This window comes from Streptomyces sp. NPDC005494, assembly GCF_042872025.1.
Taxonomy (GTDB): domain Bacteria; phylum Actinomycetota; class Actinomycetes; order Streptomycetales; family Streptomycetaceae; genus Streptomyces.
Window position 1 is genome coordinate 789,574 of record NZ_JBIAJR010000003.1, and the last position, 21,587, is coordinate 811,160.

General features: G+C 71.7%; 14 protein-coding genes. 12 read left to right on the forward strand and 2 right to left on the reverse strand.

Translation table 11 applies throughout. The features are described 5' to 3' along the window. The first annotated feature begins 74 nt into the window (after positions 1–74). From ACFYQ6_RS13495 to ACFYQ6_RS13520, 6 genes are all read left to right on the forward strand, one after another. Positions 75–2,180, forward strand: coding sequence for a phosphocholine-specific phospholipase C (locus tag ACFYQ6_RS13495; protein ID WP_361573964.1), 2,106 nt, complete (start codon positions 75–77; stop codon positions 2,178–2,180). A gap of 231 nt (positions 2,181–2,411) precedes the next feature. Next, on the forward strand, positions 2,412–4,631 hold the full coding sequence (locus tag ACFYQ6_RS13500; protein ID WP_388762949.1) for an MMPL family transporter: 2,220 nt from the start codon (positions 2,412–2,414) through the stop codon (positions 4,629–4,631). A gap of 63 nt (positions 4,632–4,694) precedes the next feature. Then, complete coding sequence (locus ACFYQ6_RS13505) at positions 4,695–5,264, forward strand: GNAT family N-acetyltransferase (protein WP_388762951.1); 570 nt, start codon at positions 4,695–4,697, stop codon at positions 5,262–5,264. 35 nt (positions 5,265–5,299) lie between these two features. Further along, positions 5,300–5,953, forward strand: coding sequence for a hypothetical protein (locus ACFYQ6_RS13510; RefSeq protein ID WP_388762953.1), 654 nt, complete (start codon positions 5,300–5,302; stop codon positions 5,951–5,953). A 161-nt stretch (positions 5,954–6,114) separates the two neighbouring features. Beyond that, complete coding sequence (locus tag ACFYQ6_RS13515) at positions 6,115–6,300, forward strand: hypothetical protein (protein ID WP_361573972.1); 186 nt, start codon at positions 6,115–6,117, stop codon at positions 6,298–6,300. Positions 6,301–6,302: 2 nt separating this feature from the next. Beyond that, positions 6,303–9,398, forward strand: a complete 3,096-nt coding sequence (locus ACFYQ6_RS13520) for an AAA family ATPase (protein WP_361573974.1) — start codon at positions 6,303–6,305, stop codon at positions 9,396–9,398. Between the two features lie 110 nt (positions 9,399–9,508). Here ACFYQ6_RS13520 and ACFYQ6_RS13525 read toward each other — a convergent pair whose 3' ends face one another. Next, positions 9,509–10,690, reverse strand: coding sequence for a PQQ-dependent sugar dehydrogenase (locus ACFYQ6_RS13525; RefSeq protein WP_361573976.1), 1,182 nt, complete (start codon positions 10,688–10,690; stop codon positions 9,509–9,511). A gap of 94 nt (positions 10,691–10,784) precedes the next feature. Beyond that, a complete protein-coding gene (locus tag ACFYQ6_RS13530) occupies positions 10,785–11,777 on the reverse strand; it encodes an aldo/keto reductase (RefSeq protein ID WP_361573978.1) in 993 nt (330 codons plus the stop codon). A gap of 94 nt (positions 11,778–11,871) precedes the next feature. On the opposite strand from ACFYQ6_RS13530, the gene ACFYQ6_RS13535 reads away from it, so the two are divergent. The 6 genes from ACFYQ6_RS13535 to serA all read left to right on the forward strand — a co-directional run bounded on the left by ACFYQ6_RS13535 (position 11,872) and on the right by serA (position 21,530). Continuing rightward, positions 11,872–12,822, forward strand: coding sequence for a 2-hydroxyacid dehydrogenase (locus ACFYQ6_RS13535; protein ID WP_361573980.1), 951 nt, complete (start codon positions 11,872–11,874; stop codon positions 12,820–12,822). Positions 12,823–13,080: 258 nt separating this feature from the next. Beyond that, a complete protein-coding gene (locus ACFYQ6_RS13540) occupies positions 13,081–15,909 on the forward strand; it encodes an EAL domain-containing protein (protein ID WP_361573982.1) in 2,829 nt (942 codons plus the stop codon). Between the two features lie 217 nt (positions 15,910–16,126). Further along, the gene (locus ACFYQ6_RS13545) at positions 16,127–17,983 is read left to right on the forward strand and encodes an acetolactate synthase large subunit (RefSeq protein ID WP_361573984.1); all 1,857 of its coding nucleotides are present in this window, start codon (positions 16,127–16,129) and stop codon (positions 17,981–17,983) included. Between the two features lie 22 nt (positions 17,984–18,005). After that, positions 18,006–18,533: an acetolactate synthase small subunit gene (ilvN, locus tag ACFYQ6_RS13550; RefSeq protein ID WP_103760243.1), complete on the forward strand. Its 528-nt coding sequence runs from the start codon at positions 18,006–18,008 to the stop codon at positions 18,531–18,533. Between the two features lie 104 nt (positions 18,534–18,637). After that, positions 18,638–19,639: a ketol-acid reductoisomerase gene (ilvC, locus tag ACFYQ6_RS13555; protein WP_145802899.1), complete on the forward strand. Its 1,002-nt coding sequence runs from the start codon at positions 18,638–18,640 to the stop codon at positions 19,637–19,639. 298 nt (positions 19,640–19,937) lie between these two features. Next, positions 19,938–21,530, forward strand: coding sequence for a phosphoglycerate dehydrogenase (serA, locus tag ACFYQ6_RS13560; RefSeq protein ID WP_361573987.1), 1,593 nt, complete (start codon positions 19,938–19,940; stop codon positions 21,528–21,530). Positions 21,531–21,587 lie beyond the last annotated feature (57 nt).

A 21,587-nucleotide genomic window follows, 5' to 3' on the forward strand; every position in this document is an offset into this window, starting at 1 on the left:
GCCGTACCGCAGACTTCCCGCCGCCATCCGGTGTGACTAGCTTCCCGCCGTAGATACGGAACCGGGAGGCTCAATTGACCACGGACATGTCACGACGGCGGCTCTTCGCGCTCGGCGGCGGCGCACTCGGCGCCGCTGCGGCGGGATCGTTCCTGCCCCCGTCGCTCCAGGCGGCGATCGCCGCGCAGCCCGCGGACAGGCCGGGTCACGCGGGTCTGGACGCGATCGAGCACGTGGTGATCCTGATGCAGGAGAACCGTTCGTTCGACCACTACTTCGGCATGCTGCGCGGGGTGCGCGGTTTCGGCGACCGGAACGCGATCGAACTCCCCTCGGGCAAGTCCGTCTTCGAGCAGCCGGGCCCCCTGGGCACCACGGTGCTGCCGTTCCCGGTGCGCGGGGCGGCAGAGGCGCAGCAGCAGGACCTCCAGTACATAGGCGACCTCGACCACTCCTGGAACGGTGGCGCCAAGGCCTGGGCCGGCGGCTGGATGAACGGGTGGATCACCGCGAAGACCGCCGCCACCATGGCGTACTACGACCGGGGTGACATCCCGCTGCACTACGAGCTCGCCGACACGTTCACGGTCTGCGACGCCTACCACTCCTCGATCCACACCTCCACCAGCCCGAACCGCAACCATCTGTGGAGCGGCCGGACCGGCTACGAGGCCGACGGCAGGCGGGCCGTGGGGAACGACGCGTACGACGAGGGCTCCCACCCCGGCTATGACTGGGGCACGTACGCCGAGCGGCTGGAGAAGGCCGGGCGCAGCTGGAGGACGTACACGGAGTGGGAGAACTTCACCGACAACCAGATCGAGTTCTTCTCCACCTTCAAGGCCATCGCCCGCAAGGCGCTGACGCGGACCGGGCACACCTACATGGAGTCCTTCTACGCCACCGTGCGCGACGCGGACACGGCCGGCGAGCGGGAGCGGCTGCTGGGTCTGCTCGACGAGGGTGCCGCCACGCTGACGACGGCCGAGCGCAGTCTGTTCGAACGGGGGCTGCGCAGGGTCCCCACCGGCACGCTCGCCGACGAGTTCGCGAGGGACGTCGCCGCCGGGACGCTGCCCGAGGTCTCCTACCTGGTGCCCTCGGCGGTGGACTCCGAGCATCCGAGCGTCTCCTCGCCGGTGCACAGCGCGACAGTCGTCTACAAGATCCTCGACGCGCTGGGCCGGCACCCCGACGTGTGGCGGCGCACCGTAGTCCTCATCAACTACGACGAGAACGACGGCTTCTTCGACCACGTGCCGCCGCCCGTCGCCCCCGCCGAGGTGACCGAGGAGCACTGGCAGGGCAGGCCCACGGGGCTCGGTGTGCGGGTGCCCCTGCTGGTCGTGTCGCCGTGGTCCGTCGGCGGATACGTCTGCTCCGAGGTCTTCGACCACACCTCCGTCATCCGCCTCCTGGAACGCTGGACCGGGGTGGAGGAGCCGAACATCGGCGCGTGGCGGCGCAGGATCACCGGTGACCTCACCTCGGCCTTCGACTTCACGCGGGCGCGGCGGCAGCCGGAGACGGAGCGCCCCGCCGCGATCCCGCCGTTCGGCGGACGCTGGCGGCCGAAGCCTCCGGCCGTCCAGCACATGCCCGTTCAGGAACCGGGCACCCGCCCGGCCAGGCCTCTGCCCTACCAGCCCGACGCCGAGGCCGCGCGGGAGGGCTCCGGCCTGGTGGTGACCCTCGGCAACTCCGGACGGTCCTCGGCGCACTTCACGCTCTACCCCTACGCGAACGAGTTCCCCGCCCCGCAGCACCTGGACGTCAGGGGGACGGCCCGGTGGCAGGTGCCGACGACCGGAGAGGGGTACCGCTTCACGGTCACCGGCCCGAACGGCTTCCGGCGGGAGTTCGCGGGGGCGGCCGACGGAGCCGCCGAGGTGTCCACGCGCATCGACGCCCGCGAGAGGGACCTGCACCTCACCCTGCGCAACGACGGCAGCCGGACGCTGACGTACACCGTGCGCCCGCTCGGGTACGTCGACGAGGACGACCTGCGGGACTGGCGACGGACGATCAAGGTCAAGCCGGGGCGCAGCCGTACGCTCGTGCACTCGGCGGCCGACGCCCACGGCTGGTACGACCTCCTGGTGACAGCCGACGAGGAGAGCTCCTTCCGGCGCCGGCTCATGGGGCACATGGAGAACGGCAGGGCCAGCGTCTCCGGCTGAACGCTTCGCCCGGCCGGGCGGGCGAGGGGGAGGACGGCGGGCAGGTGAGCGGGAGGACGGCGGGCAGGGTGAGGGACGGGGACCTGAGGACCACCGGTGTGACCATGGCCACGAACGGTGCCGTTGATCACCTCCGGCTGTCAGAGTGACGGTTCAGGTCATGTGAGGCTTTCCGCGTCGTTGTCACGCCAATGCCGGACAAGTCTCCACCAGCGCTCAGGAGCACGTCCGTTGGCCGCCATCGCCCGCTGGTGCCTCAGGCACCGTCTCGCCGCCGTCCTCATCTGGCTGTTCGCCCTCGGTGGCGCGGCCACCGCGGCGGGGCTCGCGGGCACCTCGTACTCCAGCGACTACGAGGTGCCGGGCACCGAATCGGGCCGGGCGGGCGAGCTCCTGGAGGCGGGCTTCGACGACCTCGGCGGCGACACCGGCACCGTCGTCTGGCACACCTCCGGCTCCACGGTCCATGCCGCGGACGTCGAGCGGACGATGACCGAGACGCTCCGCAGGATCGGATCGCTGCCCGGCGTCGGTGACGTCAACGGCCCCTACGGGGCCTCGGGCCAGGGACAGACCAGCGCGGACGGGCGGACCGCGTACGCCACCGTCACCTTCGACCACCGGGCGGACCGCATCCCGCCGGAGCAGGCCCGGGCAGTCGTCGACACCGCCCGGGCCGCGGAGACCGAAGGGCTCCAGGTGGAGCTCGGCGGGGCCGCCGTCGCGCTGACCGAGGCGCCCTCCCTCCACCTGGGCGAGGCGGTCGGTGTCGTCGTCGCCGGCCTCGTGCTCTTCCTCGCCTTCGGCTCGGTCGCGGCCAGTCTGCTGCCCATCGCCACCGCCCTCGTCTCCGTCGGCACGGCCTACGCGGGCATCGTGCTGCTCGGCCATGTCATGACCGTCGCCGACTTCGCCCCCATGCTGGGCATGCTCATCGGGCTCGGCGTCGGCATCGACTACGCACTCTTCATCGTCACCCGGCACCGGCGGGGCCTGCGGCGCGGCCTGTCCGTGACCGAAGCCGCGCGGAACGCCGTCGCGACCACCGGGCGAGCCGTCGTCTTCGCGGGAGCCACCGTCTGCGTCGCCCTGCTGGGCATGCTGGTGCTGCGCCTCGGCTTCCTCAACGGTGTCGCGATCGCCGCCTCCCTCACCGTGGTGCTGACCGTCGCCGCCTCCGTGACACTGCTGCCCGCGCTGCTCTCCCTCATCGGGATGCGGGCGCTCGGCCGACGGGAACGTGAACGGCTCGCCGCGCACGGACCGCGGCCCGAACGGGCCACCGGCTTCGCCGTCCGGTGGTCCGCGTTCGTCGAGCGGCATCCCAAGCTGCTCGGAGTGGTCGCGGCCGCCGTCATGGCGGTGCTCGCGCTGCCCACCCTCGGGCTGCACCTGGGGACCTCCGACCAGGGCAACAACCCGGCCACGGCCACCACCCGGCAGGCCTACGACCTGCTGGCCGACGGGTTCGGCCCCGGCGTCAACGGCCCGCTGACGATAGCCGCCCGGCTGGACGGGGCCGACGACCGGCTCGCCCTGGACGGTCTGCCCGCCGTACTGCGGGAGACCGACGGCGTCGCGTCGGTCTCCCCGGTGACCTACAACGCCGCAGGGGACACCGCGTTCGTCGCCGTCGTCCCCGAATCCGCCCCGCAGTCCCAGCGGACCAGCGAACTCGTCGACCGGCTGCGTGACGACGTCCTGCCGCGTACGGCGGAGACCACCTCGCTCCGGACCCACGTGGGCGGCGTGACGGCCGGTTACGACGACTTCGCCGACATCATCATCGGCAAGCTGCCCCTCTTCGTGGGGGTGGTCGTCTCACTCGGCTGTCTCCTCCTGCTGGTGGCGTTCCGCTCGCTCGCCGTACCGCTGAAGGCCGCCGTGATGAACGTGGCGGCGGTGGCGGCCTCGTTCGGCGTCGTCGTCGCCGTCTTCCAGTGGGGATGGGGGAGCGAGCTCCTCGGGCTCGGCAGCGCCGGCCCCATCGAGCCCTTCCTCCCGGTGATCATGGTCTCCGTACTCTTCGGGCTCTCGATGGACTACCAGGTCTTCCTCGTCGGCCGGATGTACGAGGAATGGCTCGAGACGGGGGACAACCGCAGGTCCGTGCGGGTCGGCCTCGCCGAGACCGGCCGGGTGATCAACTCGGCCGCCGTGATCATGATCTCGGTCTTCCTCGCCTTCGTGCTCAGCGGCGACCGGGTCATCGCGATGTTCGGCATCGCGCTGGCCGCCGCCGTCGCACTCGACGCGTTCGTCCTGCGCACCCTGCTCGTGCCGGCCCTGATGCACCTGCTCGGCGGCGCGAACTGGTGGCTGCCGGCCCGCCTCGACCGGCTCCTCCCCCGCATCAGCATCGAGCCGCCGGACCGGCCGGTGACGCATGCGAAAATCCCCCAGGAGCGCACCGGCAGCCCGGAGCGGCACGTCGGCCCGCGCGTCCACTGACACGTCGCGAGACGCCGCGGGACGTCACCGCGGGAGATGCCACGAAGACCGAGGAGAGCCACTGTGTTCACGGTGTCACTGGGGGACGACAGCGCGGAACTCCGTCCGCTCGAGCCCTGGCAGGCGGAGGAGTTCCTGGCCCACATGGACCGGGCACGCGCCCTGGTCGATCCGTGGATCCCGTTCGCGGCGGCCGCGACGGACCTGACCTCCGCCCGGGCCCTGCTCCAGCGATACGCCGACAAGCAGGCGGCCGACACCGGACGCCTGTACGGGATCTGGCTGGACGGCACGCTCGTCGGCGGCGTCCTGTTCCGGATATTCGAGGCGGAGGCCGGGAACTGCGAGATCGGCTGCTGGCTGGAAGCGGCGGGGGAGGGCCGGGGCCTGGTGACCCGCGCCTCCCGCAAGCTGATCGACTGGGCCGTCGACGTGCGGGGCATGCACCGCGTGGAGTGGATCGCCTCCTCCGCCAACACCCGCAGCGTGGCGGTGGCCGCGCGGCTCGGCATGACCCGTGAGGGCGTACTGCGCGAGGCATACGCCTACCGCGGCACACGGCACGACGAGGAGATCTGGGCCGTGCTGGCCCCCGAGTGGCGTGCCGCGAGGGACGGAGGCGCGCAGCGTTAAGGAGGCTCTCATACGGGGCCCCTAGCGTGCGGCGCATGAACACCACTCCCTCCACCGCGACCACCGACGACACCGAGGAGAAGAAGAAGGCGGCCGGAACCGCCGCCGCACCGGACATCACGAAGCAGGCAGGTCCCGCGGAGGACGCCGTGCCGGACGGGGTCGCACCGGGCCTGACCGCGGCGGACGTGACCGAGATGGACGTCGCCGCCACGGACTCCGCCGCCGAGGACGGCCCGGAGGCCGAGCCCGAGCCCGACCCGTACGCCGAGGCGGAGGCCGTGGCAGCCGCAGGAGCGGGCACCGGCGCCGCGGCCGTCGTGGCCGCCGGACTGGGCGTCGTCTCCCTCTCCGGAGCGTGGACCGGCCGGGTGGCCGCCGAACGCGAGACCCTGATCGGCCAGATCAAGACCTCGGGCGGCGGGAGCGCGGCCCAGCAGATCTCCGAGATCTACGGTGACGCCTGGCACAGCACGGCGCTCGTCAACGGCGTCTTCGCCCTCCTCGCCCTGCTCATCGGCGTCTTCGTCCTGGTCCGCCCCGCGTTCGGCGCACCCTCCGAGCGCCCGCAGGCCGGCTGGGTCCGCTCCGTCGGCCGGGCGGGCGTCGCACTCGGTGTGCTCGGCGTACTGATCTCCGTGGGCATGTACTTCGACCTCTTCGTCGCCCTGCCCTCCGCCACCGGCTGAGTCCCCGTCGGCAGGTACCTAAGGCATCCGTCACCCGGGCCTAAGGCCCCCCGGCCGCGGAGATGCGGCAGTCGCCCGATGTGGCGGCACCCCCTGGCGGACGAGAGTGGGGGCACGGCAGAAGCCGTGCCCCCACCGCGTTCCGTACCAGGGAGAAGAACATGTACGAGTACGAGCTCCACCAGCTCAACGTCGCCGAGCTGATCCGCCGCGCCGACGAGCAGCGCACCGTACGCCAGGCCGTGCTCGCACGCCGGGCCGCCCGGCGCCCGGCCCGGCGTTCCGGGCCGGACGAGATCGAAGGGCAGGTGGGCAGGGAGCGGGGCAGCTTCGTCCACGCCGCGTAGCGATGGCCGCGCGGCAGAAAACGGTCTCCGGGGCGTCGTACGCGTATGCGATGCTCGGCGATGTGGAGACCAACACCGTCAGCCCCGTATTCGTCGGCCGGGCCGCCGAACTGGCCGCGCTCACCGACACGCTCGCCCGCGCCGGCGCGGGCGAGCCGCAGGCGCTGCTCGTCGGCGGCGAGGCAGGGGTCGGCAAGACCCGGCTGGTCGAGGAGTTCCTCGACGCGGCCTGCCGCCGGGAGGCGGTGGTGGCCGTCGGCGGCTGTGTGGAGATCGGGGCCGACGGCCTGCCCTTCGCCCCGTTCGCCACCGCCCTCCGGGCCCTGCGCCGGGCGCTGCCGGAGGAACTGACCGAGGCCCTGGCCGGGCAGGAGGGCGAACTCGCCCGGCTGCTCCCTGAGTTGGGTGAGGCCGAGCGGGCGGCGAACGACGAGCACGGCACCGCCCGTCTCTTCGAGCTCACCGCCCGGCTGCTGGAGCGGGTCTCCGCCACCCGCACGGTCGTCCTCGTCCTGGAGGACCTCCACTGGGCCGACGCCTCCACACGCCACCTGCTCGCCTACCTCTTCCGGACCCTCCGCAGCGGCCGGCTGGTCGTCATCGCCACCTACCGCGCCGACGACGTCCACCGCCGCCACCCGCTGCGCCCGCTCCTGGCCGAACTGGACCGGCTCCGCACGGTCCGCCGCATCGAGCTCGACCGGTTCAGCCGCGCGGAGGTCGGCCGCCAGCTCACCGGCATCCTCGCCGTGCTCCCCGACGCGACGCTGGTCGACGACATCTTCGACCGCTCCGACGGCAACGCCTTCTTCGTCGAGGAACTCGCCCGCAGCATGGAGTGCTGCGGCGGCGACAGCTCCGGCCTCTCCGACTCGCTCCGCGACCTCCTGCTCGTACGCGTCGAGGCGCTTCCCGAACACGCCCAGCGGATCGCCCGCACCCTCGCCGAGGGCGGCTCCACCGTCGAGCACCCGCTCCTCGCCGCCGTGGCGGGCCTCGCCGAGGACGAACTCGACGAGGCGCTGCGCGCCGCCGTCGGCGCCAACCTGCTGCTGCCCGCACCCGACACCGACGGCTACCGCTTCCGGCACTCCCTGGTCCGCGAGGCCGTCAGCGACGACCTGCTGCCCGGCGAACGCACCCGCCTCAACCGCCGCTACGCCGAAGCCCTCGAGGCCGACCCGTCCCTCGTGCGCGCCGACGAGCGCGCCGCACGCCTCGCGAGCTACTGGTACGCGGCCCATGACCCCGCCAAGGCGCTCCCCGCCGTGCTCCAGGCGGCCGTCGCGGCGCGGCGCCGTTACGCCTACTCCGAGCAACTGCGCCTGCTGGACCGCGCGATGGAGCTCTGGGACGACGTCCCCGACGAGGTGCGCGCCACCCTGCGCCCCCTCGACCACGCCGAGGTCTACCCGGGCTGCGCCGGAGATCACGGGACGAGTCCGCTGCGCTACCTCGACCTGATGGCCGAGGCGGCGGTGGCCGCCCGCTTCGGCGGCGACCGCGAACGGGCCCTGGCCCTGGCGAAGAAGGCCCTGCGCATCCTGAGCACGGAGACGGAGCCGCTGCGTGCCGCGTGGTTCTGGGTGCAGCGGTCCACCCTGATGCAGAGCCTCTCCCGGGGCGACGGCTGGCAGGAGCTCGCCACCGCCCAGGACCTGGTGCGCGGGATGCAGCCCTCCGCGGTGCACGCCGAGGTCCTGGCCGCCGCGGCGAGCTGGGGCGCCCTGCACAGACCCGGACCGGAGACGCTGACCGCCGCCGACCGCGCCGTCGAATACGCCCAGCTCGTCGGCGAGGAGTCCATCGAGCTGCAGGCCCGGCTCACCCGCGGCTGGCTCACGATCGACGCGGGCGGTGTCGAGGAGGGCCTCGCGGAGATGTACGGCGTGCGGGACCGCGCGGAGGAACTGCACCTGGTGGGGGTGATGAGCCGGGCCAGCATCAACCTGCCCTCCTCGCTCGAGTCCACCGGCCGTTCCCAGGAGGCGGTGACGGCGGCCGATCACGGCATCGACATCTGTCACGGCCACGGACTGCCGGACTCCGAGGCCTGGGTGCGGGCCAACCAGGCCCAGTCCTACTTCTCGCTGGGCCGCTGGGAGGAGAGCCGGGCGGCCGTCGACGCGGCGGCCCCGCTGGCCCGCTCCCGCAAGGCGAGCGGGCTCGTCGCCTCCCGGCGTACGGATCTCGCCCTGGCCCGGGGGGACTTCGAGGAGGCGGAGGAGCAGCTCGCCCTGAACCGCCGCCATCTCGGCCTCCACGACCCGCAGCCGCAGCACCTGATCAGCCCGGTCCGGCACGCGGTGATCCTCGCCGCCCACCAGGGCCGGCTGTTCGACGCCCGGGCCGCGTTCGAGGCGCAGTCCGAGACCGGGCTGCCGCCGGGCACCCAGCGCTACTCCCTGCCGCTCCTGCACGCCGTCGCCTCGATCGAGGCCGACGCGCGGGGGCTGCCCGCCATGGAGGCCGGCCGCCCCGCGATCCTGGAGCGCGTCCGCCGTCACCTCAAGCAGCTGCCCACGCTGGTGCCCGTATGGACCGCCTACGGGGTGCTGGTCGAGGCGGAACTCGCCCGTGCGGAGGGCGTGGACACCCCGGACCACTGGCGCCGGACCGCGGAGGCGTTCGCCCCGCTCCAGCGGCCCTACGAACTGGCCCAGGTCCGCCACCGCTGGGCCGAGGCGATCCTCGTCGCGTCCGGCGACCGGGTACCGGCGGCGCAACTCCTGCGCGCCGCCCACACGGTGGCGTCGCGACTCGGGGCCCGGCCGCTCGCCGAGAGCATCGAACTGCTGGCCGGCCGGGCCCGCGTCGCGCTGGCGGAGACGGGCGAAGAGGCGGCGGAGGACGAGGCGTCCACCGAACCCGGCCCAGCCGTCGACGCGATCGGATCCCTCGGGCTGACCTCACGGGAGCAGGAGGTGCACCGGCTGGTCGCCGCGGGCTACACCAACCGCCGGATAGCGGAGGAGCTGTACATCTCGCCCAAGACCGCGAGCGTGCACGTCTCCAACATCCTGGCCAAGCTGAGCGTCTCCAGCCGCGGGGAGGCGGCGGCCCTGGCCCACCGCCTCCGGCTGTACGCGACGAGCTGAGCCCGGGCCGGCCCGGAACCGGCAGGCCCACGGCTCCCCGCGGGCGCGGTTCCGGGCGCACTCCGGCCTCCTGCCGGTGCTCCCGCCGGCGGCGGCTCCCCGGTGAGCCGCTACCGCACCTTCAGGAGCAGGATCCGGTCGTCGCCCGCCTTCGGGGCTCCACGGCCGTCCGTGTTGCTCGTGACCAGCCACAGGTTGTCACCCCCGGCGGCGAGCACCGTGCGCAGCCGGCCGTACTTCCCCTTCAGGAACGCCTGAGGCGCCGCCAGGGGTTTCCCGTCCGCCTCGCCCGACAGCGGGATCCGCCAGAGCCGCTCGCCTCGCAGGCCCGCCATCCAGATCGACCCCTCGGCGTACGCGATGCCGCTCGGCGATGCCTGTGAGGTCTTCCACTGGGCCACGGGGTCGACGAAGCCGGACCTGCCCTGCTCGCCCTCGACCTCGGGCCAGCCGTAGTTCTTCCCGGGCTCGACGCGGTTCAGCTCGTCCCAGGTGTCCTGGCCGAACTCGGCCGCCCAGAGCTGCTTCTCGCGGTCCCAGGCCAGGCCCTGCACATTGCGGTGCCCGTAGGTGTACACCACCGAGTCGGCCTCGGGATTGCCGTGCACCGGTTCCCCGTCGGGCGTCATCCGCAGGATCTTGCCCGCCAGGGAGTCCTTGTCCTGGGCGAGCCCGGTGTCCCCCGTCTCGCCCGTGCCGACGTACAGCATGCGGTCGGGTCCGAAGGCGATGCGCCCGCCGTTGTGGACCGCGCCCTTGGGGACACCGCGCAGGATGGTGTCCGGCGCGCCCAGCCGCTGCCCGGCGGGCTTCCTCTCGTCGTACAGCAGGCGCGCGACGCGGTTGTCGGACTCGGTCGTGAAGTACGCGTAGATCAGATGGTCCGCGCCGAACGTCGGGGCGACCGCGAGTCCGAGCAGACCGCCCTCGCTCGCGGGAGACACCCCCGGCACCGACCCGAGCAGCGTCTTCCTGCCGCTCTCCCCGTCGACCAGGGTGATCGTCGCCTCGTCACGCGAGCCGACCAGCAGATCGCCCCCGGGCAGCGCCGCCAGGCCCCAGGGGGAGGCGAGACCGTCCGTGAGCGTCTTCACCACCTCCACCGAGCCCTTGGCCGGAGCGAGGTCCGCCGAAGGGCTCGCGGAGGCCGCGGGGGAGGACGCGGTGCCGGCCGCGGGCGGGGAGGAACTCTCGCCCGACGCGCCGCCGTCGTCGGACGAGCAGGCGGACAGCAGGAGGGAGGCCGAGGCGAGCAGGGCCACCACCCCCTTGCGCAGCACGGGAGTTTGCACAGCACCGAATCCTTTCGACGGTCGCACGACTACTGTTCTTACCCCGTCGCCCCGCGTGGAGTTCCCGATCTCCGCCGATTGCCCCGCCACGGGGTCAGTCCCACGACCCGCGGGCCGGTGGCAGTGCGTCGATCTCGGCCAGGTCGGCGTCGGTCAGCGTCAGCCGCGCCGCCCCCGCGTTCTCCACGGCCCACCGCTCGTGCTTCGCGCCGGGTACGGGCACCACATGGCGGCCCTGCCGCAGGACCCATGCCAGGGCCACCTGCGCGGGGGTGGCACCGTGCCGCTCCGCGACCCGCCGCAGCCCCACCACGACCGGCTGGTTCGCCGCCATCATCTCCGCCGTGAAGCGGGGATGCCTGGCCCGCGGATCGTCCGGCTCGAAGCCCTGGCCCGGTTTGAGCGTCCCCGTCAGATAGCCGTTGCCCAGCGGCATCGCGGCCAGCACCCCCACACCCCGGGCCGCGCACCACGGCAGCAGGTCCTCCAGCGCCTGCGGCGACCACACGGAGAGCTCCGCCTGGACCGCGCTCACCGGAAAGACCTGCTGCACCCGCTCCAGCTGCCGAACGGTCGCGTCGTGCATCCGCGCCCCCCGGCCGCGGCCGGCACGCGCGCCCACCGCACAGAGCCCGAGCGCCCGGACCTTGCCGGCGGTCACCAGGTCCGCCATCGCGCCCCAGGTCTCCTCGACCGGGACCTCGGGGTCCGCCCTGTGCAGCTGGTAGAGATCGATCACATCGGTCTGCAGCCGCCGCAGCGACGCGTCGCAGGCCCGGCGCACATAGCCCGGGCGCCCGTTGGCCACGATGTGCTGATCACCGACCAGCAGACCGCACTTGGTGGAGAGGAACGCCTCGGAGCGGCGGCCCTTGAGCGCCCGCCCGACGAGGAGTTCGTTGGTGAAGGGGCCGTACATGTCGGCGGTGTCGAGCAGTTGGACGCCCGCGTCCAGCGCGGCGTGCACCGTGCGCACCGAACGGTCACCGCGCTGCTGCGACGTGCTGTAGGCCCAGCTCATCGGCATACAGCCCAGCCCGACCGCGCCCACGGCGAGCGCCGCCGCACCGATAGTCCTGCGCTCCAACTCCCCGAACCCTCCCTCGGCCCCATGATCACAGGCCCACCAGCACCCCAAAGTAACCTCTGCCGCTCCTGACCCTTCGCATAGCCTCCTGACCATGACTTCCACACATGCCACCGACGTATGGCTGCCGTTCGCGGCCGAGGACATCGACGGACTCCCCGAGGGTCTCAACTACAGGTTCTGGGACGGCGGCCGGGACTACCCCGCGGACCCGTCCCACTGCGCCTTCTACGTCGTTCCGTACATGAAGGGCGCCGACGTCGCGGTCCGGCCGCTCGGCGAGATGGGCGCCGTCCAGGTCGTCCAGACCCTCTCCGCCGGCATCGACCACGTGGAGCCGGGGCTCCCCCTCCTGCCCGCCGGGGTGCGGCTGTGCAATGCCAAGGGCGTGCACGAGGCCTCGACCGCGGAGCTCGCCCTCGCGCTGATCCTCGCCTCGCTCCGGGGCATCCCCGGCTTCGTGGAGGGCCAGGACAAGGAGGAGTGGCGCTCGGGCTTCTATCCGGCCCTCGCCGACAAGTCCGTCCTCGTCGTGGGCTACGGATCGATCGGCTCGGCCATCGAGGACCGGCTCGAACCCTTCGAGTGCGCGCGGGTGGTGCGCGTCGCACGCTCCGCACGTACCACCGAGCGCGGCCCCGTCCACGCCATCGACGCGTTGCCCGCACTGCTGCCCGAGGCCGACATCGTCATCCTGTCCACCCCGCTGAACCCGTCCACACAAGGGCTGGTGGGCCCCGGCTTCCTCGCCGCGATGAGGGACGGCGCACTGCTCGTGAACGTGGCGAGGGGCTCCGTCGTCGACACCGACGCCCTGCTGCCGGAGCTCGAGTCGGGGCGGCTGCGTGCCGCGCTGGACGTGACCGATCCCGAACCGCTGCCCGCCGGTCACCCGCTCTGGCATGCTCCCCACACGCTGATCAGTCCGCATGTGGGCGGCAGCACATCCGCGTTCCTGCCCCGGGCCAAGCGTCTGCTCGCCGGACAGCTCACCCGGTTCGCCGCGGGGGAGCCGGTCGCCAACCTCGTCCTCACCACCGGCTGAACACGCTGCGAACCGGATCAGCGGCTCTCCGTACCCGCAACACCCCAGGTCGTCACGGAGAGTAGAGAAGCTATGTCCCTGAGTGACGGCTCTGGTGTATCGTCCGCATGAGGGCAGTGCCGTGGAAGGGGCGGCGCCGGGGCGGCAGCGGAACGCGAGGGGGCGACGGGCGATGTGCGGCCAATGGAGAGACGGGACGAGCGGGCGGGGCGCGCGGGAGCGGCCGGCGGTACCGGGACCGGCTCGTGGGGCTCTCCGGTGAGCGCCCCCGGGGCCCTGCTCTCCGGGCGGGCGGCCACCGGTCAGGGTGCGGGGCTGCGTTCCCGGCTCGCCCTCGCCGCGGTCTGCGCCGGATACGCGGTGGGTGCGGCCTTCGGTTGGGGCTCGCCCGAACTCGCGGTCTTCATGGGCGACTTCGGCCTCAGTGTCGCCGCGCTGATCGCCGCGGTGTCCTGCTTCATGTACGCCCGCGCCGGCGGCATCCGGTTCCGGCCCGCCTGGTTCCTCTTCTCGCTCTCCTCGGCCATGGCTGCCGGAGGCAACGCGGTCTGGGGGTGGTACGAGGTGGTGCTGGGCCGGTCCGTGCCCACCCCGTCCCTCGCGGACCTGTTCTTCCTCTGCTTCGCCCCGCCCGCCATCGTCGGGCTGCTCGTCCTCGCCAAACGTCCTGTGAACAGGGCCGGATGGGTCTGCCTGGTGCTGGACGCCTGGCTGATCGGCGGCTCCCTGCTGACGCTCTCCTGGAGCCTCGCGCTCGCCCACACCGCCCACGTCGCCAACGCGGCGGGGGTGAGCGTGGCCAGGGCGGCGCTCTCGCTGGCCTACCCGCTCCTCGACATCGTGCTGGTGTCCATGGTCCTCGCCCTGCACTTCAGGCGGTTCAGCGCGAACCGCTCCTCGGTGAACACCGCGATCGCCGGCCTGGCCCTGACCGTGCTGTGCGACGCCCTGTTCACCGCCCCGCTGCTCCGCTCGGCGTACCAGTCGGGCCAGCTCCTGGACGCGGGCTGGTTCGCCGGTTCGCTGCTCCTCGCGTACGCCCCCTGGGCCGCCAGGCGCGGCGAGGACAACGCTGTCGAGACCGGTGCCCGGACGCCAGCCGCCAGCCGCCCCATCGCCGGGTCCCTCGCCGCGCTCACGCCCTACCTGGCCGCCGCCGTCTGCACACTCGGCATCCTGTACAACGTGGTCGAGGGCCGGAGGATCGACCAGGTGGTCGTCCTCACCGGCTGCACGGTCGCCCTCGCCCTGGTCGTCCGGCAGGCCATCATGCTGCTCGACAACATCTCGCTCACCCAGGAACTGGCCCAGAAGGAGAACCACTTCCGCTCCCTGGTCCAGGGTTCGAGCGACGTCATCATGATCGCTGAGCCCAACGGCGTCCTGCGCTACGTCAGCCCCGCGGCGGCCGGTGTCTACCGCCGCGACGCCGAGGACCTGATCGGGACGGAGCTGTCGTCGATCATCCACCCCGAGGACCTCGGGGGAGTCGTCCACGAGCTGCGGCGCTTCCTCGCCGCCTCCCCTCGGGAGGAGCCGACCACCCGCATCGAGTGCCGCTTCGGCTCGGGCACCGGGGACTGGCTCCATGTGGAGTCCACCGTCAACCGCCACCAGGGCGGCCTCCTCCTCAACAGCCGCGACGTGACCGAGCGGGTCAGACTGCAGGCGCAGCTCCAGCACAACGCCGAGCACGACTCCCTCACCGACCTGCCCAACCGCGCCCTCTTCACCGCTCGGGTGGGAAAGGCGCTCGGCGGGCGGCGGGCCGGGGACCCGGGCACCGCCGTGCTCTTCATCGACCTCGACGGCTTCAAGGCGGTCAACGACTCCATCGGCCACCAGGCGGGCGACGAACTCCTCGTCCAGGCCGCCCGGCGCCTCCAGGAGTCCGTACGGGCCTCGGACACCGCCGCGCGCCTCGGGGGCGACGAGTTCGCCGCGCTCATCGTCGGCGACGGCACCCGCGACCAGGCCGCCCGGGAGTGCCAGGTCCACGAGATCGCCGACCGGCTGCGCCTCAAGCTCTCCCAGCCGTACCGGATCGGCACGGGAGAGGTGCGGGTGGCCGCCTCCATCGGGGTCGCCTTCGCGGAGCCCTCCATCACGCCCAAGGACCTCATGCGCAACGCCGACCTCGCCATGTACCGCGCGAAGGCGGGCGGCAAGGACCGCGTCGAGCTCTACGCCCCCCAGATGCAGGCCGACGTCGTGCGCCGCTCGGAGCTCGCGGCCCGGCTCCGCACAGCGCTCCGCGACGGCGAATTCGCCCTGCTCCACCAGCCCGTCGTCCATCTGGCCAGCGGCACGGTCGCGGCCGTCTCCGCACAGGCGCGCTGGCGCTCCGCCCAGGGACTCCTGTTCACCCCCGCCGAATTCCTCCGGGTGTCCGAGGGCAGCGACCGCGCCGCGGAGCTGGGCAGCTGGCTCCTGGAGGAGGCCGTGGAGCAGGCGGCCGACCGGGCCAGGGCCGGGCACCCCGTCTCCGTCTCCGTGCGGGTGACGGCCGCCAGACTCCTGGACCGGACCCTGCCCCCGGGTTCCGTGGAGGCGCTGCTGACCCGGTACGGGCTGCCCTCGGGCGCGCTGATGATCGAGGTGGCCGACAGCGACCCCCGGGTCTCCTTCGACGAGCTGGAACAGCGGCTGGTCGCGCTCAGGCGCCTCGGCGTACGGATCGCACTCGACGGCTTCGGCAGCGGGTACGCCGCCGTCAACGCGCTGCGCCGGCTGCCCATCGACGTACTGAAGCTCGACCGGTGCCTGGTGGAGGGCGTCGTGGAGTCCGCGAGACTGCACAAGATCACGAGCGGTCTGCTGCGCATCGCCGGGGATCTCGGCATGCAGTCCGTGGCCGACGGGGTCGACGTACCCGAGCAGGTGCGCGCGCTGCGGGCCATGGGGTGCACGCACGGCCAGGGGATGGCCTTCAACGGGCCGCTGGACGAGTACCGGCTGCGACGCACCCTGATCCGTGGGAAGTATCCCGTCCCGGGCATCGGGCCGACCGCTCAGCCGGTGCTCGCGGGCGGCTCGATCCCGCTCCAGAGCCGTTCACATGATGAGACGCCCGTCCCACCCACTTGACACCGTACGCGTGCCGGAGAGAGGGTCAATGCCATGCGCACCCGAATTCTCGTACTTGGAAAGCGCGTCGGCTGAAGCAGGGTCACTCATGGACACCTTGCAGACCGCACCGGCGCGCTCCCCTCGCTTGCCTCACGGCACGAGGGGTTTTTTGTTGCACCGGGACCCCTCAAAACCCCACAAACACACCGCATAAACCCTCAGCTTCGAGAAGAGAATGCCGATGACCGAGCAGGCCACCGGGGCCCAGCACCCGCAGCCGCGGGCCCGTAACGGCGGACCGTCCTCCGCCTCCGTTGAGCACCTCACGGGCGCGCAGTCCCTCATCCGTTCTCTCGAGGAAGTCGGCGCCGACACCGTATTCGGGCTCCCCGGCGGCTGCATCCTCCCGGCGTACGACCCGCTGATGGACTCGACCCGGGTCCGCCACATCCTGGTCCGCCACGAGCAGGGCGCCGGTCACGCCGCCACCGGTTACGCGCAGGCCACCGGCAAGGTGGGCGTCTGCATGGTCACCTCGGGTCCTGGTGCCACCAACCTGGTCACCCCGATCGCCGACGCCGCCATGGACTCGGTCCCGCTGGTCGCGATCACCGGCCAGGTGGCCTCGTCCGCCATCGGTACGGACGCCTTCCAGGAAGCCGACATCTGCGGCATCACCATGCCGATCACCAAGCACAACTTCCTGGTCACCCGCGCCGAGGACATCCCGCACACCATCGCCGAGGCCTTCCACATCGCCTCCACCGGCCGACCGGGCCCCGTCCTCGTCGACATCGCCAAGGACGCGCTCCAGGCGAAGACCACCTTCAGCTGGCCGCCGGTGATGGACCTGCCCGGCTACCGCCCGGTCACCAAGCCGCACGCCAAGCAGATCCGCGAGGCCGCCAAGCTCATCACCCAGGCCCAGCGCCCGGTGCTGTACGTCGGCGGCGGCGTCATCAAGGCCGGCGCGACCGCCGAGCTGAAGGTCCTGGCAGAGCTCACCGGAGCGCCCGTCACCACCACCCTGATGGCGCTCGGCTCCTTCCCCGACAGCCACCCGCTGCACGTGGGAATGCCCGGCATGCACGGTTCGGTCACCGCCGTCACCGCGCTGCAGAAGGCCGACCTGATCGTCGCGCTCGGGGCCAGGTTCGACGACCGCGTCACCGGCAAGCTGGACAGCTTCGCGCCGTACGCCAAGATCGTCCACGCCGACATCGACCCGGCGGAGATCGGCAAGAACCGTGCCGCCGACGTCCCGATCGTCGGTGACGCCCGGGAGGTCATCGCCGACCTCGTCCAGGCGGTCCAGGCCGAGCACACCGAGGGCAACGCGGGCGACTACAGCGCCTGGTGGAAGGACCTCAACCGCTGGCGCGAGACCTACCCGGTCGGCTACGACCTGCCCGAGGACGGCAGCCTCTCGCCGCAGCAGGTCATCGAGCGCATCGGCGAGCTGGCCCCCGAAGGGACCATCTTCACCGCGGGCGTCGGCCAGCACCAGATGTGGGCCTCGCACTTCATCCGGTACGAGCAGCCCGCCACCTGGCTCAACTCCGGCGGCGCGGGCACCATGGGCTACGCGGTCCCGGCGGCCATGGGAGCCAAGGCAGGCATGCCGGAGCGCGCGGTCTGGGCCATCGACGGTGACGGCTGCTTCCAGATGACCAACCAGGAACTCACCACCTGCGCGCTCAACAACATCCCGATCAAGGTCGCGATCATCAACAACGGCGCGCTCGGGATGGTCCGCCAGTGGCAGACCCTGTTCTACAACCAGCGGTACTCCAACACCGTGCTCCACTCCGGCGCGGACACGGACGGAGTCCCCGCCAAGGGCACCCGCGTCCCGGACTTCGTCAAGTTGTCGGAGGCCATGGGCTGCTACGCGATCCGCTGCGAGGACCCGGCCGACCTGGACAAGGTCATCGCCGAGGCCAACGCGATCAACGACCGTCCGGTCGTCATCGACTTCATCGTCCACGAGGACGCCATGGTGTGGCCGATGGTCGCCGCCGGCACCTCCAACGACGAGGTCATGGCAGCGCGCGGCGTCCGCCCCGACTTCGGCGACAACGAAGACGACTGAGAGACAGAGAGAGACCGACTCCATGTCCAGCAAGCACACGCTCTCCGTCCTGGTCGAGAACAAGCCGGGCGTCCTCGCCAGGATCACGGCCCTGTTCTCCCGGCGCGGCTTCAACATCGACTCGCTCGCGGTCGGTACCACCGAACATCCCGACATCTCACGCATCACCATTGTCGTGAACGTCGAGGGCCTGCCCCTGGAGCAGGTGACCAAGCAGCTCAACAAGCTGGTCAACGTCCTGAAGATCGTCGAACTCGAGCCCACCGCAGCGATCCAGCGGGAGCTCGTCCTGGTGAAGGTCCGCGCGGACAACGAGACCCGCTCCCAGATCGTCGAGATCGTCCAGCTGTTCCGCGCCAAGACCGTGGACGTCTCCCCGGAGGCCGTCACGATCGAGGCGACCGGGGGGGCCGACAAGCTGGAGGCCATGCTCAAGATGCTGGAGCAGTTCGGCATCAAGGAGCTCGTCCAGTCCGGCACCATCGCCATAGGGCGCGGCGCGCGCTCGATCACCGACCGTTCCCTGCGCGCTCTCGACCGTACGGCGTAACCCTCCGGGACACCTCGCCGCTCGTATGGCGAGACCCGGCAACGTACCCCACGCACCCCGCCGTACGGTGGGACGCAACACCTGCACACCAAGGAGAAGACCCAGTGGCCGAGCTGTTCTACGACGACGATGCCGACCTGTCCATCATCCAGGGCCGCAAGGTCGCGGTTCTCGGCTACGGCAGCCAGGGCCACGCCCACGCGCTGTCGCTGCGTGACTCGGGTGTCGACGTCCGTGTCGGTCTGCACGAGGGTTCGAAGTCCAAGGCCAAGGCCGAGGAGCAGGGCCTGCGCGTGGTGACCCCGTCCGAGGCCGCCGCCGAGGCCGACGTCATCATGATCCTGGTCCCGGACCCGATCCAGGCCCAGGTCTACGAGGAGTCCGTCAAGGACAACCTCAAGGACGGCGACGCGCTGTTCTTCGGCCACGGCCTGAACATCCGCTTCGACTTCATCAAGCCGCCGGCCAACGTCGACGTCTGCATGGTCGCTCCCAAGGGCCCGGGCCACCTCGTCCGCCGTCAGTACGAGGAGGGCCGCGGCGTCCCGTGCATCGTGGCCGTCGAGCAGGACGCCTCGGGCAAGGGCCTGGAGCTCGCGCTCTCCTACGCGAAGGGCATCGGCGGCACCCGCGCCGGCGTCATCAAGACCACCTTCACCGAGGAGACCGAGACCGACCTGTTCGGTGAGCAGGCCGTCCTCTGCGGTGGCACCGCCGCCCTGGTCAAGGCCGGTTTCGAGACCCTGACCGAGGCCGGCTACCAGCCGGAGATCGCGTACTTCGAGTGCCTCCACGAGCTGAAGCTCATCGTGGACCTCATGTACGAGGGCGGCCTGGAGAAGATGCGCTGGTCCATCTCGGAGACCGCCGAGTGGGGCGACTACGTCACCGGCCCGCGCATCATCACGGACGCCACCAAGGCCGAGATGAAGAAGGTCCTCGCCGAGATCCAGGACGGCACCTTCGCCAAGAACTGGATGGCCGAGTACCACAACGGTCTGCCCAAGTACAACGAGTACAAGAAGGCCGACAGCGAGTCCCTGCTGGAGACCACCGGCAAGGAGCTCCGCAAGCTCATGAGCTGGGTCGACAACGAGGACGCCTGAGTTCTCGCCGGGGGCGGGTCCGAGCGGACCCGCCCCCGGCACCAGGCCGGCCTGACTCCCGTGTCACTGCGGGAGAGGTGGGTGGCAGCGAAGCGCGGCCGTACGTCTGTACAGACCGTCCACCCCGTGCGGGTGATCCTTCCACCGGGGCGCAGTATGTGCCCGGCCGCATGACTACACTCTCAACAACACATACACGCGTCAGGGCCCACAGTGTCGTGCGTCTTCCACGCGGCTAGCCCCTCCACCGCCTGCGGCCGTCGGGACGGCCGTCCGCACTGGACTTGTGAGGACTCACGTGAGCTCGAAACCTGTCGTACTCATCGCCGAAGAGCTGTCGCCCGCCACGGTCGACGCTCTGGGTCCGGATTTCGAGATCCGGCACTGCAACGGCGCGGACCGCGCCGAACTCCTCCCCGCGATCGCCGGCGTCGACGCGATCCTGGTGCGCTCCGCGACCAAGGTCGACGCCGAGGCCATCGCCGCGGCGAAGCAGCTCAAGGTCGTCGCCCGTGCCGGCGTCGGTCTGGACAACGTCGACGTCTCCGCGGCCACCAAGGCCGGTGTGATGGTCGTCAACGCGCCGACCTCCAACATCGTCACCGCCGCCGAGCTGGCCTGCGGTCTGCTCGTCGCCACCGCGCGCAACATCCCGCAGGCCAACACCGCCCTCAAGAACGGCGAGTGGAAGCGCTCCAAGTACACGGGTGTCGAGCTCAGCGAGAAGACCCTCGGTGTCGTCGGCCTCGGCCGCATCGGTGTGCTGGTGGCGCAGCGCATGTCCGCGTTCGGCATGAAGATCGTCGCGTACGACCCCTATGTGCAGCCCGCGCGCGCCGCGCAGATGGGCGTCAAGCTCCTCACGCTGGACGAGCTGCTCGAGGTCTCCGACTTCATCACGGTGCACCTCCCCAAGACCCCCGAGACGCTCGGCCTGATCGGCGACGAGGCGCTGCACAAGGTGAAGCCCTCGGTGCGCATCGTCAACGCCGCACGTGGCGGGATCGTCGACGAGGAGGCGCTCGCCTCCGCCCTCAAGGAGGGCCGGGTCGCCGGCGCCGGTCTGGACGTGTACACCAAGGAGCCCTGCACGGACTCCCCGCTCTTCCAGTTCGACCAGGTCGTCTGCACCCCGCACCTCGGTGCCTCCACCGACGAGGCGCAGGAGAAGGCGGGCATCGCGGTCGCCAAGTCCGTCCGTCTGGCCCTCGCCGGTGAGCTCGTGCCCGACGCGGTCAACGTCCAGGGCGGCGTGATCGCCGAGGACGTGCGTCCCGGTCTGCCGCTCGCCGAGAAGCTCGGCCGGATCTTCACCGCGCTCGCGGGCGAGGTCGCGGCCCGTCTCGACGTCGAGGTCTACGGCGAGATCACCCAGCACGACGTGAAGGTGCTGGAACTCTCCGCGCTCAAGGGCGTCTTCGAGGACGTCGTCGACGAGACCGTCAGCTACGTCAACGCCCCGCTCTTCGCGCAGGAGCGCGGTGTCGAGGTCCGCCTCACCACCAGCTCCGAGTCGCCGGACCACCGCAACGTGGTCACCGTCCGCGGCACGCTGTCGAGCGGCGAGGAGGTCGCGGTCTCCGGCACGCTGGCCGGCCCCAAGCACCTCCAGAAGATCGTCGCGATCGGCGAGCACGACGTCGACCTTGCGCTCGCCGACCACATGGTCGTCCTGCGCTACGAGGACCGTCCCGGCGTCGTCGGCGCGGTCGGCAAGATCCTCGGCGAGGCCGGCCTGAACATCGCCGGTATGCAGGTCTCGCGGCAGGACGCGGGCGGCGAGGCGCTGGTCGTCCTCACCGTCGACGACACCATCCCGCAGTCGGTCCTGACCGAGATCTCCGAGGAGATCGGTGCCACCTCGGCCCGCTCGGTGAACCTCACCGACTGATCCGCAGTCGTGCGAAGGCCCGCGCCCGGGCGCAGATTCCCATCTGCGCCCGGGCGC

What these genes read in the sequence shown, in the direction of transcription:
- ACFYQ6_RS13510 (WP_388762953.1), top strand. Translation starts at nt 5,300, where the DNA reads ATGAACACCACTCCCTCCACCGCGACCACCGACGACACCGAGGAGAAG.
- ACFYQ6_RS13515 (WP_361573972.1), top strand. Translation starts at nt 6,115, where the DNA reads ATGTACGAGTACGAGCTCCACCAGCTCAACGTCGCCGAGCTGATCCGC.
- ACFYQ6_RS13520 (WP_361573974.1), top strand. Translation starts at nt 6,303, where the DNA reads ATGGCCGCGCGGCAGAAAACGGTCTCCGGGGCGTCGTACGCGTATGCG.
- ACFYQ6_RS13535 (WP_361573980.1), top strand. Translation starts at nt 11,872, where the DNA reads ATGACTTCCACACATGCCACCGACGTATGGCTGCCGTTCGCGGCCGAG.
- ACFYQ6_RS13545 (WP_361573984.1), top strand. Translation starts at nt 16,127, where the DNA reads ATGCCGATGACCGAGCAGGCCACCGGGGCCCAGCACCCGCAGCCGCGG.
- ilvN (WP_103760243.1), top strand. Translation starts at nt 18,006, where the DNA reads ATGTCCAGCAAGCACACGCTCTCCGTCCTGGTCGAGAACAAGCCGGGC.